This window comes from Phyllobacterium ifriqiyense (genome assembly GCF_030817885.1).
Taxonomy (GTDB): domain Bacteria; phylum Pseudomonadota; class Alphaproteobacteria; order Rhizobiales; family Rhizobiaceae; genus Phyllobacterium; species Phyllobacterium ifriqiyense.
Window position 1 is genome coordinate 554,040 of the sequence record NZ_JAUSZT010000002.1, and the last position, 17,594, is coordinate 571,633.

At 54.1% G+C, this 17,594-nt stretch carries 14 protein-coding genes; 5 read left to right on the top strand and 9 right to left on the bottom strand.

Translation table 11 applies throughout. The annotated features are described in order from the left end of the window. Positions 1–49: 49 nt before the first annotated feature. The 6 genes from QFZ34_RS04235 to QFZ34_RS04260 all read right to left on the bottom strand — a co-directional run bounded on the left by QFZ34_RS04235 (position 50) and on the right by QFZ34_RS04260 (position 6,411). Positions 50–1,420: an FAD-binding oxidoreductase gene (locus QFZ34_RS04235; protein ID WP_307277384.1), complete on the bottom strand. Its 1,371-nt coding sequence runs from the start codon at positions 1,418–1,420 to the stop codon at positions 50–52. Continuing rightward, the gene (locus tag QFZ34_RS04240; RefSeq protein WP_307277387.1) at positions 1,417–2,229 is read right to left on the bottom strand and encodes an ABC transporter permease; all 813 of its coding nucleotides are present in this window, start codon (positions 2,227–2,229) and stop codon (positions 1,417–1,419) included. The genes QFZ34_RS04235 and QFZ34_RS04240 overlap by 4 nt, the downstream gene beginning before the upstream one ends. 4 nt (positions 2,230–2,233) lie before the next feature. Next, a complete protein-coding gene (locus QFZ34_RS04245) occupies positions 2,234–3,061 on the bottom strand; it encodes an ABC transporter permease (RefSeq protein ID WP_115055020.1) in 828 nt (275 codons plus the stop codon). A gap of 64 nt (positions 3,062–3,125) precedes the next feature. Further along, entirely contained in the window at positions 3,126–4,241 is a 1,116-nt protein-coding gene (locus QFZ34_RS04250; RefSeq protein WP_115055021.1) for an ABC transporter substrate-binding protein, read from the bottom strand. Positions 4,242–4,285: 44 nt separating this feature from the next. After that, the gene (locus QFZ34_RS04255; protein ID WP_115055022.1) at positions 4,286–5,392 is read right to left on the bottom strand and encodes an ABC transporter ATP-binding protein; all 1,107 of its coding nucleotides are present in this window, start codon (positions 5,390–5,392) and stop codon (positions 4,286–4,288) included. A 128-nt stretch (positions 5,393–5,520) separates the two neighbouring features. Then, positions 5,521–6,411 (bottom strand): LysR substrate-binding domain-containing protein, encoded by an 891-nt coding sequence (locus tag QFZ34_RS04260; RefSeq protein WP_115055122.1) that lies wholly within the window; start codon positions 6,409–6,411, stop codon positions 5,521–5,523. Positions 6,412–6,514: 103 nt separating this feature from the next. Between QFZ34_RS04260 and QFZ34_RS04265 the strand changes: the two genes are divergently transcribed. From QFZ34_RS04265 to QFZ34_RS04280, 4 genes are all read left to right on the top strand, one after another. Then, positions 6,515–8,104, top strand: a complete 1,590-nt coding sequence (locus QFZ34_RS04265) for a zinc-binding metallopeptidase family protein (protein WP_307278941.1) — start codon at positions 6,515–6,517, stop codon at positions 8,102–8,104. 13 nt (positions 8,105–8,117) lie between these two features. Continuing rightward, a complete protein-coding gene (locus QFZ34_RS04270) occupies positions 8,118–9,053 on the top strand; it encodes a dimethylarginine dimethylaminohydrolase family protein (RefSeq protein ID WP_115055024.1) in 936 nt (311 codons plus the stop codon). Between the two features lie 177 nt (positions 9,054–9,230). Continuing rightward, a complete protein-coding gene (locus QFZ34_RS04275; RefSeq protein ID WP_307277395.1) occupies positions 9,231–10,949 on the top strand; it encodes a cation:proton antiporter domain-containing protein in 1,719 nt (572 codons plus the stop codon). A 137-nt stretch (positions 10,950–11,086) separates the two neighbouring features. Continuing rightward, the gene (locus tag QFZ34_RS04280) at positions 11,087–12,667 is read left to right on the top strand and encodes an ABC-F family ATP-binding cassette domain-containing protein (protein ID WP_307277397.1); all 1,581 of its coding nucleotides are present in this window, start codon (positions 11,087–11,089) and stop codon (positions 12,665–12,667) included. Here the strand turns inward: QFZ34_RS04280 and QFZ34_RS04285 are convergent. The 3 genes from QFZ34_RS04285 to QFZ34_RS04295 are packed head-to-tail and all read right to left on the bottom strand — an operon-like array spanning position 12,656 to position 16,361. Continuing rightward, positions 12,656–13,864, bottom strand: coding sequence for a TIGR03862 family flavoprotein (locus QFZ34_RS04285; RefSeq protein ID WP_307277399.1), 1,209 nt, complete (start codon positions 13,862–13,864; stop codon positions 12,656–12,658). The two genes, QFZ34_RS04280 and QFZ34_RS04285, sit on opposite strands and share 12 nt — an antisense overlap. A gap of 26 nt (positions 13,865–13,890) precedes the next feature. Further along, positions 13,891–15,498, bottom strand: coding sequence for an acyl-CoA synthetase (locus QFZ34_RS04290; protein WP_307277400.1), 1,608 nt, complete (start codon positions 15,496–15,498; stop codon positions 13,891–13,893). Next, entirely contained in the window at positions 15,498–16,361 is an 864-nt protein-coding gene (locus QFZ34_RS04295; RefSeq protein WP_115055028.1) for an IclR family transcriptional regulator, read from the bottom strand. Before QFZ34_RS04295 ends, QFZ34_RS04290 begins: the two co-directional genes overlap by 1 nt. A 216-nt stretch (positions 16,362–16,577) precedes the next feature. Here QFZ34_RS04295 and QFZ34_RS04300 point away from each other — a divergent pair, with 216 nt between their 5' ends. Beyond that, on the top strand, positions 16,578–17,594 hold the full coding sequence (locus tag QFZ34_RS04300) for a TRAP transporter substrate-binding protein (RefSeq protein ID WP_115055029.1): 1,017 nt from the start codon (positions 16,578–16,580) through the stop codon (positions 17,592–17,594).

The window sequence follows — 17,594 nt, forward strand, 5'->3', positions numbered from 1 at the left end:
ATGGTATGCTTGTATCAAACGCGACACTTCCGCAGAGCTGGTTTACAGTTCAGATCACCTTGCCGGGATTCATGATGCCGTTGGGATCGAGCAGAGATTTGAGCGAAAGCATCAGATCGAGCTTGACCGGATCAGCAAGCCTCGCCAACTCCGTTTTCTTGTCCAGTCCAATTCCGTGTTCCGCAGAAAACGATCCGCCCATTTCCCGCAAGGTAGCATAGATCAGCGACTTTACTGCTTTCTTGTCGGATATTCCGGCGACGCCAATATGCAGATTTCCGTCTCCCAGATGGCCAAAGGCAAAACCGTGAACATTTGGCCCGAGCATCGCAATTCCTTCGTGGAATTGTTTCAGCCAGGATTCCAGATGCTGTAGTGGGACGGAAATATCAAACCAGTGACCGTTCGGGTGGACGCGATCAATGACACTGCTGTCTTCGCGTATGTTCCAGATCTCACGGCGTTCCTTCTCGCTCTGCGCAAGAATTGCATCAAGAACCAAGCCGTCTTCTATGGTCAGCGCCAGAGCATTTTCCAGAGCAGATTGCGCTGATGCCTGATCGGCAGCATCGGTTTCGATGATCAGGTAAATGGGAGCCCGGGCGATAGAAGCGAGCGAGGGCGGTCCAAGATGATCGACTGCCACCACGAAATAGTCGTGCGCCATGAATTCGGCCCGCAGCAAATGCACGTCATGATTCGCCTGCAATTGATGGAACAGTAAAACCGCGGCAGTCGCCGATTGGCAGGCGACGAGCGCAGTTGCGGTCAATGCGTCGGGAGGCGCAAGTTTAATCACCGCACGCGTTACGATGCCGAGCGTGCCCTCCGCGCCAATGAATAATTGTTTTAGGTCATATCCCTCATTTGATTTCGGCACCTGCGCCATATCGCTCATGACGCGCCCGTCGGGGAGGACCACTTCAAGACCGAGTACGCGCTGGCGCATGACACCGTGCCGGAAAGCCTCCATGCCGCCGGCATTGGTCGAGATCATTCCGCCTATCGTGGCAGTGCCGCGTGATGCAATGTCTATGCCTGTGGAAAGATGATGATGTGCCGCCGCTTCCTGTAGCGCAAACAATGTGACACCGCCTTGAACGATTGCTGTGCCGGCGGATGCAGACACCATCTCGATAGTGTTCATTGATGATAAAGAGAGGATGATTTGTCCAACCAGGGATACGGCTCCACCCACTAATCCTGTCCGCCCGCCATGGGGAATAACTGCAATCTGCTGTTCGTTGCACAAACGAAGGACAGCAGAAACTTCCCGGGTGGTTCGGGGTGTCACCATTATGGTGGCATCGAGATTACGCTCGTCGGAACCCGGATGGATCATGGCGAGGGCTTCTCCGGTCTTTAGCCCGCTGGCACCGACGATGAGTTCAAGTTTGGCAAGGATATTTTCGGGTATCATTGAGGGTCCGTAGCCTTGCGCCGGTCAATGATAATTCTAAAGGCAAGTATGGCGGCAGTGACAAGGATCAGAAGAACCGAAATTGCGGCAATGGATGGATCAATATTGTCGCGCAGACCCATCCACATGAGCCGGGGAAGGGTGATTGCATTGACGCTGGTAATGAAGAGGGTGACACCGATTTCCTCCCAGGAAAGGACAAAGGAAAGAAGCGCCGCTGTCGCTATGCCAAATTTGATATTGGGGATGATGACTTTGAATGCGCGGGTGGCCAGATTGGCGCCGAGACCGCGAGCCGCAAGATCTATGCGACGGTCAACCTGAAACAGGGAAACAAGAATGAGGACGACCGCAAAGGGCGTTATCATCACAGCATGGGCGAGGGCAACGCCGAGCCAGGTATCATATCCGATCCAGTTGTTAAAGCTCGACAGGGTGGTCATCAGGAAATAAAGCGTCATGGCTGAAACAACTGGCGGAACAATGAGCGGCAACAGCACGAAGCCGATCAGCAAGGCTGAAAAACGTGGCTGGAACATCCAGATTCCAAGTCCGAACATAGTCGCCAATGCTGTTGCTAAAATGCTCGACACAATGCCGATGCGCAGACTGAGCAGAATGCTCTGGAGCCAGGCCGGATTATCGAGAAGAGCCTGATAATGGCGAAGCGAGACATTGCCGGATGGCATAGAAAGAAATCGGGCAGGGGTGAATGAAACCGGTATCACCGCGACAAGCGGCATCAGCAGGAAGAGTGCGACGGCTGTAGCAAGAATAAGAAGTACGGGACCGGGGCGTGAGGATTGCATGACTCTACCCCACCATATGCGCGGGTTTGATAAAGCGCCGCAGCAGTGCCAGCAAAATCGCGATAAACAGCACCAGTACCACGCTGATTGCGGCGCCAAGTCCCCAGTCAGGGCTCTGGAAGATGCGAAGATAAACCAGCTCCGCCACCATAACGCTTCGACCGCCGCCGAGGATCGCCGGTGTGACGAAAAACCCAAGTGCAAACACGAAGACGATGAGCGCGGCACCGATCAATCCGCCATAGGTCAAAGGCAAAAAAACTGTCCAGAACGTGCGGCTCCTGGATGAGCCCATGCCCCGCGCCGCCAGCAATACACGCTCATCGATGCTGCGCATGGCGGATGCGATGGGAAATACAGCAAAGGGAATGAGGAAATGCGTCATACCGACAATGACGCCAAACTCATTGCGGGCGAGTGCAAGCGGTTCACTGATGATACCGGCCGATTGCAGCCATGTATTGATCAGCCCGCGATTGGACAGCATCGCCAGCCAGCCAAAGGCGCGGGTAAGCACGGAAATCCAGAAGGGCACAAGAATACAAAATTCAGCGAGCGCGCGTTGGACTGAGCTGCCGCGCACCCAGACATAGGCGATTGCGTAAGCTGTGATGAGCGAGGCGGCGGTTACAATCAGGCAGATGCGCAGTGTGCGAACGAAAACAGACTGGACGAGCGGATCGGTAAACACGGCTATATACTGACCAAAACCGGTCTCGGGCAAGGTAAAGCTCCAACGAACCACACCCAGAAAAGGCACGACATAGGCGAGCCCCAGAAACAGGAGCAATGGTCCCAATAGCAGGAATTTTCTGGAGGTTGCCGAGCCCATTCAACGTCCCTTGTTGCAGTGTGTGGAAAATGGCGCGGGATCATTGATCACGCGCCATTTTTCCTCAGGCTGAAATGACTTTTGTATATTCGTCGAATGCCTTGCCATAATTTTCGGCATACCATTCCATGTCCAGCGGGACCTGCTTGGCCATGTTGGCTGGATCAACGCAGTTTATCCGCTTCTTCTCGTCCGGTATCAGCGCATCGGTTGCCGGATTTGCTGGGCCTTGGCCCAGGAGATTGAACATTTCAAGTTGCCGCTCAGGGGTCTGCGCGCTGGCGATGAATTTCATCGCATTGTCCTTGCCGCCGGGGTTGTTTTTCATAACGGCCAAAGCACCGGGTGAGATCAGGCCCTGATCCCAGACGAATTTGATCGTGCCGCCTGAATCCTGCTCGATAAGCTGCGCGCGCGTCGACCAGATCAATGCCATGGAGGCTTCACCGTCGATCAAAACGGATTGGCTTTCTGCGCCGCCGCCCCAATAGGCCACAACATTTTCCTTGAAAGCAGCAATCTTGTCGTGGGCACGCTTGAGATCAAGCGGGTAAAGTTTTTCCGGTGCAACCCCATCAGCCATCAAAGCCGCTTCCCACATGGCCGCACCCCATTTGTACATGGAGCGTTTGCCGGGAAACTTCTTCACGTCGAAGAAATCTGCCATGCCGGTGGGTACCTGATCGCCAAATTTCGAAGAGTCATAGGCAATGATGTATGAGAAGAAATAGGTTGATGCCGCTGTGTCCCAGCCAAAGCCGGGGCGCATCTTGTTCTTGTCTACAATAGCGTAATCGATTGGCTCAAGCATTCCCTGCTTGCCGAGTGAAATACCGGAGAAAGGATCGATATCAAGGAGGTCCCAGCTCGGTTTGCCGCTCTTGAACTGTGCTGTGACCGCTCCTTCCGTGGGGCCTGAACCGTCCATCTTGACGGTAACACCGCTTTCCTTGGTGAAGGGCTGGCCATAGGCCTTGTCATAGGCAGTCATGGCATCACCACCCCAATTGACCAGCACAAGCTCCTTGGCCTGAGCATAAGAACCGGTGGACCGGAGAAGCGCTGGGGCACCCGCCAGAAATATCGCAGCCATCTGCGTAAAGCGCCTGCGGCTAATCTCGCCCCGCTCGACTTTGCTGGCCAGTATTTCGAGGCAGTCTTTTTGAAATGCGTGATCCATTTTGTTTCCCTCTGGATTGTTGTTGTCACATTCCTGAATGCAGCCTAACTCCCATTCGGCAGCAAAAAGCCCTGATGCTCCGGCCATGACACCCACACATTCGTGTTGGGTTCTATGGGCGAGGTCGTCGCTGTCGGCATTGAAACCGCCAGGCTCGTTCCGGTGCGTGTTCGTAAATGATACTTGGTCGAAGCGCCAAAATATGTTGCTCCTTCGACCCGGCAGGTGATGGCGTTGCAATTGTCTTTCCGGTGCTCCACAGAAATGACCATGTGCTCAGGCCGTATGGCCGCCAGCGCTGCCCTGCCTGCAAGTGCGGATGATTTATTTACAGTGATTGTCTGGTCTTCAAATCTGCCGGCGGCACGCTCACCATCCAATTGAACAGTATCGAGCGGCAGAAGGTTGATCTCGCCAAGGAATTCGGCAACAAAACGGTTTGCCGGTCGCTCATAGACCTCCTGCGGTTTGCCTGCCTGCAGCAGTTCGCCATGATTGAAGATGGCAACGCGGGATGACAAAGCAAGCGCTTCGGATTGATCATGCGTAACGAAGACAAAGGTTGTGCCGGTTTCCTGATGCAGCCTCTTGGCTTCTTCCTGCATCATTTCACGCAAATTTTTGTCAAGGGCCGAAAATGGCTCGTCCAGCAGCAGTACGGAAGGCTCAAACGCCAAAGCACGGGCAAGGGCAACGCGTTGCTGCTGGCCGCCGGAAAGTTTGGCTGGCAGTTTCTTCTCATGGCCAACTAGGCCGACACGCTCAACCATTTCACCGACCCTACGCTTGATATCGGCAGCAGATTGGCGGCGTACCTTGAGCGGGAAAGCGATGTTCTGCTCGACAGTCAGATGCGGGAAGAGGGCGTATCCCTGAAAGACCATACCATAGGAGCGATCTTCAGCGGGTATATTGGTAATGTCTTTGCCGTCCATCACCAGTTTGCCGGATGTTGGGGCAAGGAAGCCCGCCAGTATCATCAGAAACGTGGTTTTGCCCGACCCCGAAGGCCCCAGAAGAGTCAAAAATTCGCCGCGCTTGATGTCGAGCGACAGGTCTTTGAGCGCATGAAATGCGCCAAATGTTTTGCCAATAGATATAGCCTTGATCTCGGCGGCTTTCGCGTCGCCCGGCTGCATGCTTTGAGGCATTGATTGAACCTCTTTCCCCTTCTTTTTAATGAAGCCTAGGCACAATCTGCAATAACGACAATTGAATTATATTACCCTGACACGTGAAAATAATTCACGCCACCGCCGAATCTATCCCACGATGCGTTTTAGGCGTTGCGGGTTTGAGAAAGCCGGGACTTCAGCCATTCAGTAAAGGCGAGCTGCGCCGGATGATCCATTCTCGCATAATCGGTAACAAGAAAATACGACTTTGGTGATTTGATAGCGAGATCGAACGGCTGAATGAGCTGGCCGCCTCTCATTGCCTTCCGGCATGTCAGCTTGTCGCCGATTGCAATCCCCTGCGCCGTGATCGCTGCCGAAAACACAAGGTTCATATCGGAAAACACAATTCCGCGCTCTGAGTCAGGGTTGTCGACATTTGCCAAGGCCAGCCAGAGCGTCCAATCCTCGAAATCGACCAGATGCAGCAAGGGTGCCCGCAATATATCCTTGGGTTCGGCCAGCCCACCCAATTTGTTGAGCAGAACAGGGCTGCACAGCGGAGTAAACTCGATCTCGCAAAGCAGATCGACGGCCCTGTTGGGCCAATTGCCATCACCAAAAGCGATAAAGAGGTCAACGCCCGGCGCAGTTACGTCATCAAGTTTGCGCGGAGTGACAATCCGCAGGGCGATATCGGGATATTTCTCCTGAAACTCCGCGATATGTGTGCAGAGCCAAAGCGATGCGAAGCCGGACGTGCAACTGACAGTCAATGTCCCGCCAGTGCTTGCAGGGCTATGTCGCCCGCCAGCATCGTCGATGACGATGAGCGCCTTGCGTACATCATTGGCATATTTTCGTCCCCTCGGCGTAAGGGTAACACCCTTGCCATCCCGCTGCAAAAGCTCGAATCCAAGGTCGCGTTCCAACAGACGAAGCTGGTGGCTGACCGCGCTTCTGGTCAGGTGCAGTTCTTCCGCAGACCGCCAAACGCTGCCATGTCTGGCAAAGCTTTCAAGTGCGCGAAGCGCCTGAGTTGAGGGTATTCTCATGCGATGCCTTCGATAAGAGGTGAATAGAATTTGCACGTTTTGAGAAAACATATCACTTTTTCTCCCTGCATCCAGATGATTATCTGCCGTCTAACGGGAGATAATTGTGGTCACGGAAGCATCGGTCTCAGCACTCAATTTCATTGATGATCACAAGGCTGATCTCTCGGCATCGGCACGCACTATTTTTGATTTCGGAGAAACCGCCTGGCGCGAGTACCGATCTGCAGACTGGTATGTTCGTCGCTTGCGGCAGGAAGGCTTTGATGTAGAGGCCGGTTCTGCTGGCATGCCGACTGCATTTTGTGCGCATTGGACCAATAAAGCAGGAATGTCGGGACAGGCGCCAACCATTGGCATGTATGCAGAGTACGATGCGGTGCCCGGCAATTGCCAGGCTGCTGTCACGTCGCGGCAACCGCGCTCCGGACTGAGCGAGCATGCTGGTGGTCATACTGACCCGCATTCGGGACTCGGAATATCTGCTCTTGGAGGTCTCTTGGCCACAAAGGCGGCAATGGAAAAACACGGTATTGCCGGAACCCTGCGATTTACCGGAGAGCCGGCAGAGAAAGTGCGCGGCTCCAAGCCTATCCACGCAGCCAAAGGTTATTATGACGGATTGGACGGCATGATCTCGTTCCATCCGTTCTATATGCTGCCTCTGTGCAACACTGTCCGGTGGGATACGCATTGTGGCGCCGCTTATTCGATGATCTATCGATTCATCTGCGATCAGCCTGAACTTTGGGGGTTGAGCGATGGCGCTCCCATTCCGCAATCACATTCCGCTGTGCGTGCGCCCGGAGCCAATGATGCGCTGATGATGATGTATATGGCATCAAAAGCCTTGCGCGATTCCATGTTGCCGCATCAGGGCGGCTGGTCGATCAGCGAGGCAATTCTCACTGCAGGGCAGGCAACAGCTGACAATCTGCCCGCTGGGCTTGCCGAAATTCAGTATATGATGCGCGTTCCGACTATCGCCATGGCTGAGAAGATTGCCGCCGCGTTGGATCGAAACGCCGAGCATGCTGCGGCAATGTCCGGTTGCAGGGTTGAGCGGCATTGGGTCTGTAAGTCTCGGCCCGGTCTTGCCAACCACGCAATGGCAAATATTACCTGGGAAGCGCTCAAATATGTTGGTGCTCCGCAATGGGACGAGGCTGCAAAAGCAATCGCGCGAGAGATTCAAGTCAATGCCGGTATTGACGCCATGGACGACCCCTTTCTGGATGAGTGCGAGCGTTTGATTTCACCGCAGGATGCAGAAGCCATATTACGGCGTGACTTGCCCCCCTCGCAGTTGAATTCGACCTCCGATGACTACACCGACATGACCTGGCATGCGCCGACAGTGCGCTTCTACGTGGCTCGTCCGGCGTTGAAAGCGCCAAAGGGTAAAGCCTATCCGGGCTGGGTCATGAATGCCCTTGGCGGAATATCGGAAACGATTGATCCGATGATTGTTTGCGCCGCAAAGACAGTGGCCCTGACGGCATTGCGCTTGCTTGAAGATGGCGAGGCCCGTCGTGGGGCAAAAGATGAGTTTATTGAACGGACAGGCGGCGGTGTCGGCGGTTCCAAATGGATCGCGCCGCTATGCGATTACGAACCGCCAATTCATTTCCGTTGGCCCGAATACATAACAACCGCGCGCGGAACCGAGTGGTGGATACCAAACGCCGCATAATGAGGAGAAAGCAATGACACGTCACGAGAATGGTTTTGATGCCGATGCTTTCACATTGAAACGGCGAAACCCCAATGGCGCTACAAAGCCGCTTGTCAATTGGGGGTTTCGCAACGAGACCGATCCGCTGACTGATGTGTTGCTGGGATCGCCGGCATTTCTACGTCATATGGCAACCAGTTCACTTTCCCGAAAACACTTGCGTGAAGCTCCCTGCAATATTCAAACCGCGCAGGCGCAGCATAAGGAGCTGGTGGCCGCCTACGAACATTTCGGCGTGAATATTCACTGGCACGAGCCGGAACCTGAATTGCCCATGCAGGTCTATTCAAGGGACTCCAGCGTCATGACGCCCTATGGCGCAATCATCACCGCCATGGCGAACTGGTGGCGACGCGGAGAAAACTACGCGGCGATCCGCACCTATGAACGGCTGGGTATTCCGATCTACGATATGGTCACAGCCGGAACCTTTGAGGGTGGCGATTTTAACGTCATTGAAGAAGGCTGCGTCCTGATCGGATGCGGCGGTGCGCGGACGCAGGAAGAGGGGGCACGCCAAGTCGAGGAGTGGTTCCGCAAAGAAGGTTGGGAAACACGGCTTGCCTTTATCGACGAATATTATGTCCACATTGATCTGATGGTCGTGCCGATCGCGCCAAAGCTCACTGCCGTTTGCCTTGCCTGTACGGAACCTGGCATTGTCGATTGGCTCAAAGCAAAGGGACATGAAATAATCGATGTGCCTTTTCAGGATACGATGAATCTTGGGTGCAATTTTATGTCGCTCGGCAAGGATCGCATCATCGCACCGACATCAAGCAAGACGTTGATCGAAAAGCTGAGGGCGACAGGATTTGAAGTTGCGGCAGTCGATATGAGCGAGATTTCCAAAACCGGCGGCGGAATCCACTGCATGGCGCAGGCACTGCTGCGGTCCCCAGCGTAACAAGAGAGGTCAGCTGATCTGATATTGAGGTGCACACGGCACGGCATTCAATCCGGCATTGAGATTCTGGTTGCATTTAGTGGTAAGCGTTCTTATCGAAACTTTGGGCTGAAATAGCCTGGGGCTCGCGCTTCATAGTTTCACTTATCAATGCAATCTGGAACGCCAAGGGTTGATGTGCACAGCGAAGTAGCTTTGATCTCGACAGTTGCCGTCAGCTTCGTGGCCGCAGCTATTTGCGGCTATCTGGCTGACAGATTATGGTTGCCGCCGCTGGTGGGCTATCTTTTCGCAGGCATTCTTCTGGGGCCTTTCACGCCCGGCTTTATTGCCGATAGCGGACTTGCGGGCCAACTTTCCGAAATGGGCGTCATACTGCTCATGTTCGGCGTGGGGTTGCACTTCTCCGCATCGGAGCTTCTGGCCGTCCGCAATATTGCTGTGCCGGGCGCGATCATCCAGATACTCCTTGCCAGTTTGTTGGGGATTGGCCTTAGTTCTTTTTTCGGATGGGGTATTGGTGCCGGGGTTGTTTTCGGGCTTAGCCTGTCCGTCGCGAGCACGGTCGTGCTTCTCAAAGCGCTGGAAGAGCGCAATCTCGTTAACAGCGCGAGCGGGCGCGTTGCAGTTGGTTGGCTGATTGTTGAAGATTTGGCCATGGTTCTGGCCCTGGTTCTGCTTCCTGCATTGGCTGAAGTTCTCGGTGCAACCGGCACGGGCATTAGTGGAACACAGCTTGCGCTTAACCTTGCAATTACGCTGCTGAAAGTTGCAGCCTTTGCGATAATGGCGGCCTATCTTGGCCCCAAGGTCGTGCCGTGGCTTCTTACGCTGATCGCACGTACGGGTTCGCGCGAATTGTTCACGCTTTCCGTGCTGGCAATCGCCTTGGGAATTGCGTTCGGTTCTGCCGAAGTTTTTGGTGTGTCATTTGCGTTGGGCGCCTTCTTTGCGGGCGTCGTCATGAGTGAGTCGAATCTCAGCCACAGGGCTGCTGCCGATTCACTGCCGCTCCAGAATGCTTTTTCGGTTTTGTTTTTCATATCAGTCGGGATGTTCTTTGATCCTTCCATTCTGTTGCGCGAACCATTGGCGGTCATCGGAACTCTGCTGATCATTATCCTTGGAAAATCCGTTATCGCTTTGGGGATTGTGCTGGCTCTTCGTTATCCGATCGGCCTTGGCCTGACAGTTGCAGCAGGACTTGCCCAGATCGGCGAATTTTCCTTCATTCTTGCAGGGCTTGGCGTTTCGCTGAAGCTTCTTCCCAAGGAGGGGCAAGACCTTATTCTGGCTGGAGCAATCCTTTCGATTACTCTCAACCCGCTGATTTTTGCTGCCGCCGAAAGGCTTAAGAAGACCGCCCTGATCAAGTGGCCCATCTGGTGCGACCGGCATGGGAAAATGAAGCATGAGAAGCTGGAGCGCGAACTGGCCATTATAAGGGTCGCGGGTGAAGAGCGCGACAAGAAGCACCAGCAGGAGCTTAAGCAGCTTATTGAAACGTTTCCACTTTTCTCGCAGCTCGACAAGACATCGCGCGAAGAGCTGTTCCTGCTGTTCAGACCCAAATCAGCATCTCCCGGCGAGCGCGTCATTCGCGTCGGCGATCGTGGTGACGGCATGTATTTCATCGTTGCTGGTGCTGTGGAAGTCCGGCTGGACAGCGGTGATGTTCCGTTGAATGCCGGTGCATTTTTCGGCGAAATGGCGCTCTTGAGCGGCGGACGTCGCACTGCGGATGTCGTGGCGATCGATTTCTGTCAGTTTCTGGTCCTTGACCGCCGGGATTTCAATATTTTCGCCTCGCGATATCCGGGACTTCGCTCCGCCGTTACCACCATGGCAAGAGAGCGTACGGAGATGAATGTTTCACGCCAAAAAGCAGATGACTGACACAGCGTCGTTCTGGCTGCCTTGATATTACAACATTCCGCACCTAGTTTTGGGGGGACATACGCAGGAGCTTACGACAATGAAAATTACAACCGAAACTTCATTCGCCTTATCCGCAATTGAATTATCGGTTGGTCATGTCAGCTCTTCTCATTCTGCAGAATGTTTCCCACACCACGGCTGAAGGCCGCGAACTCTTCAAATCCCTGGACCTCAGTCTTGAGCGTGGTTGTACCGGCCTTGTCGGGCGCAATGGTGTGGGCAAATCCACTCTTTTAAAACTCGTCGCGGGTGACTTCGCCCCGCAATCCGGCACGGTCAGTCGAACAGGCTCTCTTGGCCTTCTTGAACAATCTGTTCACAACTCAGATTTCAGAACGGTTGTCGACGCGATGGGCGTTGCCGAAGCCTATCAAACGATATGGCGGATTATGGCTGGCAATGGCACGCCCGCCGACTTTGAGAAGGCGGACTGGACTCTCCAATCACGGTTGATCGAGGCATTGGCACAAGTGGGAATGCAGGAATGTGACCCGCTACGTGATCTGTCGACATTAAGTGGCGGACAAAGAACCAGAATTGCACTTGCCGCCCTGATCTTCAGCAAGCCTGATCTTATTCTGCTTGATGAGCCTACCAACAATCTTGATCGTGAGGGCAGGGAGGCCGTGACGGACTTTCTCCTCCATTGGAAAGGAGGGGCATTGGTTGTCAGCCACGACAGGCAGATACTTCGCCAGATGGACCGGATCGTCGAATTATCCGGCCTTGGCGTAAAAACATATGGCGGCAATTGGGACGATTATAAAGAACAGAAAGGCCGGGAGGTAGAAGCAGCAGAACGCGAATTGATCGTTGCCGAACGCGATGCCGCGCTGCTCTCCCGCAAGATACAGATTGCTGCAGAGCGCAAGGCCAAAAAGGATTCTGCGGGAAAACGTTCACGCGGCAAAGCGGGCCTCAGCAAGCTCATTTTGGACGCACGTGAAGATCGCGCGGAGCAAAGCTCAGGACGTGGCAAGCAATTGGCAGACAGGCAGCGTCAAAAGGCTGAACAGAAACTGCAATCGGCCGTCTCGAACATTGAGCGCCTAAAGTCACTCTCCTTCGAGATCGGGGCATCCCGCACACCGGCTGGAAAAATTGTACTTGCGTTTGATGAGGTATTCGGTGGGCCGGACATGCGGGCTCCGATAATCAACGAGCTCTCCTTTACAATAACTGGCTCCGAACGCATGGCCATTACAGGGCCCAATGGTTCAGGCAAAACCACACTCCTTCGTCTCGCAATGGGCGAGCTTCTTCCCACAAGCGGAAGACTTCACCGCTCGGGGCCATTCGCCATGCTGGACCAGTGTGTCAGCCTGCTTGATCCTGCAAGCACGATTTTGGAAAATTTCAAACGCCTCAATCCCGACAGTACGGACAATGATTGCCGTGCTGCATTGGCACGGTTTCTCTTCCGGGCCGATAGTGCGCTACGGCTGGCCTCCTCCTTAAGCGGGGGAGAGATACTTCGCGCCGGGCTGGCTTGTGTGTTGGGCAGTAACGCACCTCCTGATCTGCTGATTCTCGATGAACCTACAAATCATCTTGACCTTATGTCGGTTGAAGCAATCGAAACGGCACTGAATGCTTATGACGGTGCATTGCTTGTCGTTAGTCATGATGAAGACTTTCTGGCGGCAATTGGCATTGAAAAATGGCTAGCACTTTAGCCATTCGGCAATGCCGCGCCCTGCTGCGCGGCCCGTAGCCAGGCAAGCCGTGAGCAGATACCCCCCTGTCGGCGCTTCCCAATCAAGCATTTCTCCGGCAGCGAAGAGACCGGGGATTGCTTTAAGCATGTAGTTTTCGCCAACACTGTCCCAACGAATACCGCCTGCGGAGGATATTGCCTCTGCTATCGGGCGGGGTCTTGAAACAGAGATAGGCAAATGCTTGATGAGCCGTGCGGTACTTTCAGGGTTTGTCAGATCGGTGTCGTCAGCGAAATGACGCAACAAAGCCAACTTCACGCCATCAATTCCCGCGCCCTTTCTCAGGCGGTTCGAAAAGCTTGATTTGCCGCCTTGCCGCGCCAGATCTTTGACCAAGCGTTCCAGCGTTCGGCCCGGCACAAGGTCCACCAGAAGCGCAGCTTCGCCCTGGGATGCCAGTCGCTCGCGCAGGTTCGCTGCATGCGCGTAGACGAGACTGCCCTCAATGCCGTGGCGGGTAATCACGAATTCGCCGGGAATTATACCGGCATCGGAAGTGGCTGTCACGGATTTGACGGGCGCACCGGCAAAACGTTCCCGGAACATGTCATCCCAAGCGACCTCAAAGCCGCAATTGGCCGGTTGAAAGCTAGCAACATTCACACCGGCATTTTGCAGCCATGGGAGCCAACTGGCATCGGAGCCAAGACGCGGCCAGCTTGCACCACCAAGTGCAAGCAAAGCTGCATCCGGCTGTATCATTTTTTGACCATCCGGCGTATCAAACAGATAGTCTCTCCCAGAAAACCCGGTCCAGCGGTGGCGTGTACGAATTTTTATACCGCATGTTTCCAGCCGTTTTAACCACGCTCGCAGGAGAGGGGAAGCCTTCATCGCTGTTGGAAATACGCGGCCGGATGTGCCAATGAAGGTTTTAACGCCGAGCTCTTCTGCCCATGCCCGAACGGCTAGCGGACTGAAAGCGTCAAGCGCCGGGCGCAAACGATCTGACGCCGAACCAAAGCGCATCACAAATTGCCCATAGTCTTCGGCATGGGTGAGATTCAGCCCTGACTTGCCGGCCAGCAGAAACTTCCGGCTGAGCGTTGGCATGCTGTCATAGACAGTTATCGAATGACCGGAAAAAGACAGTACCTCTGCTGCTGCCAGACCGGCGGGGCCACCCCCGATAATCGCGATCTCTTTTGGTTTCACACGCAGCCTGCTCGAGTTTGGAGAAATCAGGCGTCGAGTTCCTTTCGCCTGATGAGCTCGTCCCGTATCAGCTTCTTGGCAATTTTTCCATATGCGGACTTTGGCATTTCTGGCCAGAAAACAAGACGCTTGGGCAGTTTGTACCGCGCCATCTTGTTTCCAAGCCAATCGATAATGGCCGCGCCGTCGGGCGCCGCGCCAGCTTTTGCCACGCAGATCGCAAGCCCGACCTCGCCCCATACGGGATCGGGAATACCGATCACCGCTGCTTCGCTTATATCTGGATGAGTGAGGATTTTTTCTTCGATCTCACGGGGATAAACATTGGAACCGCCCGAAATATACATGTCAGAGGCGCGCCCAGTGATGAAAAGAAAGCCTTCCTCGTCCAGATGGCCGAGGTCGCCAGTCCGGAACCAGCCATTACGAAATGCTTTCTCATTGGCTTCGGGATTGTTGTAATAGCCCGCAAATACCGCAGGGCCTATGACGCAGATCTCGCCCGTTGCACCGGCGCTGACTTCGTTGCCATTATCATCCTGAATGGATATCTGCATTCCGGTGCGGGCAAATCCGCAAGTGCCGATTTTTGCCTGCGTATTGTCTTCTGCAAAATGATATGCGGGCGGTAAGACAGTGATGTTTCCCGTTACTTCCCCGAGGCCGAAATATTGGACAAGGACCGGCCCCAGCGTCTTGAGTGCGTGGATCTGGTCGGTGCGATACATTGGAGCGCCAGCATAAATCACATAACGCAACGATGAATGATCATAGGTTGCGACCGACTGGTTTTCGGTCAGAATCTTGAGGATCGTCGGAACGGTGAACATGTTGCTCACCTTCCATTCTTCCACCAGTCGCCAAGCTTCCGCCGCATCGAACTTTTCCGTAGGCAGCAAAATGGTTTTCGAGCCTCGCGCCACCTGCGTGAGCTGATGGATACCGGCACCATGAGACAGAGGAGCAACGACGAGCGAAGCGTCCTTATGTGTTGTTCCCGGCATCAGGTCGCAAAGGTGATTTGTGATGACAAAAGCCATTTGCCCATGGGTTAAAATGGCGGCCTTCGGTCTGCCGGTTGTGCCGGAGGTGAAGAAAAACCAGCAGGGGTCGTCGTGATTAACCAAAGCCATTTGCGTTGTCTGGCCGGAAAATGCGTCAACCAGATCATCATACTCATCGCCGAACTTGCTCGTGCCAATACTGACGATGAATTCCAGTTCGTTGCTTGAGGCGCGGCATGCAGCGGCATGGTCGGGAAAGGCGTTAGCGCATATCATGCCCTTTGCCCCGCTGGCACTGGCAAGATAGGCTACTTCCTCCGGTGTTTGCCGGAAGTTTGCCGGTACCCATACGGCCCCAAGCCTGAAACAGGCAAACATTGATTCAAACATCTGGTTACAGTTTTGCGACTGGATGAGAATGCGATCGCCCCGCACAACGCCAAATTTGCTTTGCAAGGCTGTAGCCATCGCATTGACGCGCTGGTCAATCTGCGACCAGGTCCAGCTTTTATTTCCCCAGACAAACCCGATTTCTTTGGGAAACCGCCGCGCGGCCTCACTCAGGAAATTGGCAAGGTTCATCACCCGCTTGCTCATAGGCAAAATAGCCAGTCCCTCAGCCTGCGCCATTAATTTGCTCCCTCGACCTTTGTTCCCAGCCTTGCTGGATTGACAGGACGTTTTATCCGTCCATTCAAAGGTTGAAGATGGGCGAGCCGCGCCTCAATCTTCCTTGCCTCCACCTGCATAAGCGCGACAAGCTCGATCTGCCTGGCGGGCTGCATACGGCTATCGATGGCGGCAATGCTTAAAGCGCCCGCAGGACGCCCATCAGGATGGTGTATCGCAAGCCCGATTGCCCAGGAGTTTGCAAGGATTCGGCCCGGATTGAGCGCAAAACCAGCTTCCCGGGTTGTCGCAACATCATCCCGGATTTGAGCGGGTCCCAGATTGGGGTATTCCGCTTGCAATACCGGATCGTTTGCTTCGAGTATGGCTTCGATTTCCTCGTCTGGCAAAGCTGATAAAATGGCCAAAGAACCGGCGCCTACGCCAAGCGGATGGCGATAGCCCGCTTGCAAGGCATGGGTGCGAATTTGGTATGTGCCTTCCTCGCGGTGCAGGCATACGGAGGACGTTTCCCGCTGAATTGAAAGGAAGCTTGTGTCTTCGGTCTTGGCGGAGAGCGTTGTCAGGCTGTCGCGGGAAATTTGGAGCAGGCCATAGCGGCGCGAAGCCAGTGTGCCAAGAATGTAAGCCTCCTCACCGAGAAAATAACGCCGGGTCATCTCGTCCTGCTCCAGCATGCCCGAACGCATCAATGCAAGCAGCAGGCGGCGCGTCGTCGGCTTGTTCAAGCCGCCTTGTTCAACAAGCTCGCTAAGGGTCGAGCCCTGATCTCCAAAATAGCTGACGAGGCTTAGCAGACTAAGCGCCCTGTCTACGCTTTGTGCACCGCTAAGGCCGGATGTCGACGCGACACGCTGTTCCATCTTCCGTTTCCCAAAAGGTCCATAATGTGGATCAAGATTCAATCTTATAAGACAATGCCATAAAAAGGATTGCAAGACCGCTTTGTTTGTTTATGATTTTCCAGGAACGAGGAGAGAGCGCATTCTATAATATGGATCGCAGTGTCGATATGGCAATGGAGGTTGCCCTATCCGGCAGGTTCGCAGAACTGCAAGAGATACCCGGGAGGAACTTCAATGAACAATTTTTCACGTCGCCAGATCTTGCTGGCTGCTGGCTCAACACTGGTTGCCAGTCCATTTATTATGAGACGCCCGGCCATGGCTGCTGAGTTCTCTTATAAATATGCCAATAACCTGCCTGTTTCCCATCCAATGAACATTCGAGCCAAAGAAGCCGCTGACAAGATCAGGGAAGAGACAGGCGGCCGGTTTGAACTGTCGATCTTTCCCTCAAGCCAGCTCGGTTCTGACACGGATACATTGAGCCAATTGCGTTCCGGTGCGGTCGAGTTCTTCACCCTGTCTGGACTTATTCTTTCGACCCTCGTGCCCGCCGCGTCAATCAACGGTATCGGTTTTGCCTTTCCCGATAGTGCAACGGTCTGGAAGGCCATGGACGGTGAACTTGGCGCCTATGTGCGTACGCAGATCGAGAAGTCCAATCTCTTTGCCATGGACAAAATCTGGGACAATGGTTTCCGCCATATCACATCAAGCACAAAGCCAATTGTAACGCCCGACGATCTCAAGAATTTCAAGATTCGCGTACCGGTCAGCCCCTTATGGACATCTATGTTCACGGCTTTCCAGTCATCGCCAGCCAGCATTAACTTCAATGAAGTCTACTCATCGCTGCAGACAAAGGTGGTGGACGGGCAGGAAAATCCGCTCGCCATTATTTCGACTGCGAAGCTTTATGAGGTCCAGAAATACTGCTCCTTGACCAGCCATATGTGGGATGGGTTCTGGTTTCTGTCGAACCGCCGCGCCTGGGAAGCGCTTCCGGACGATATCAAGGAAATTGTTTCCAAAAACATCAATGCTGCCGGTCTGGCCGAGCGCGACGATGTTGCCAAATTGACTGAGACCTTGCAGGCGGATCTTAAGTCCAAAAACCTCGAATTCAATACGCCCGATCCTGCTCCATTCCGTGAGGCATTGCGTAGCGCCGGATTCTATTCCGAGTGGAAGGGCAAATATGGCGATGAGGCTTGGGGACTTCTGGAAAAAGTCGTCGGACAGCTGGCCTGA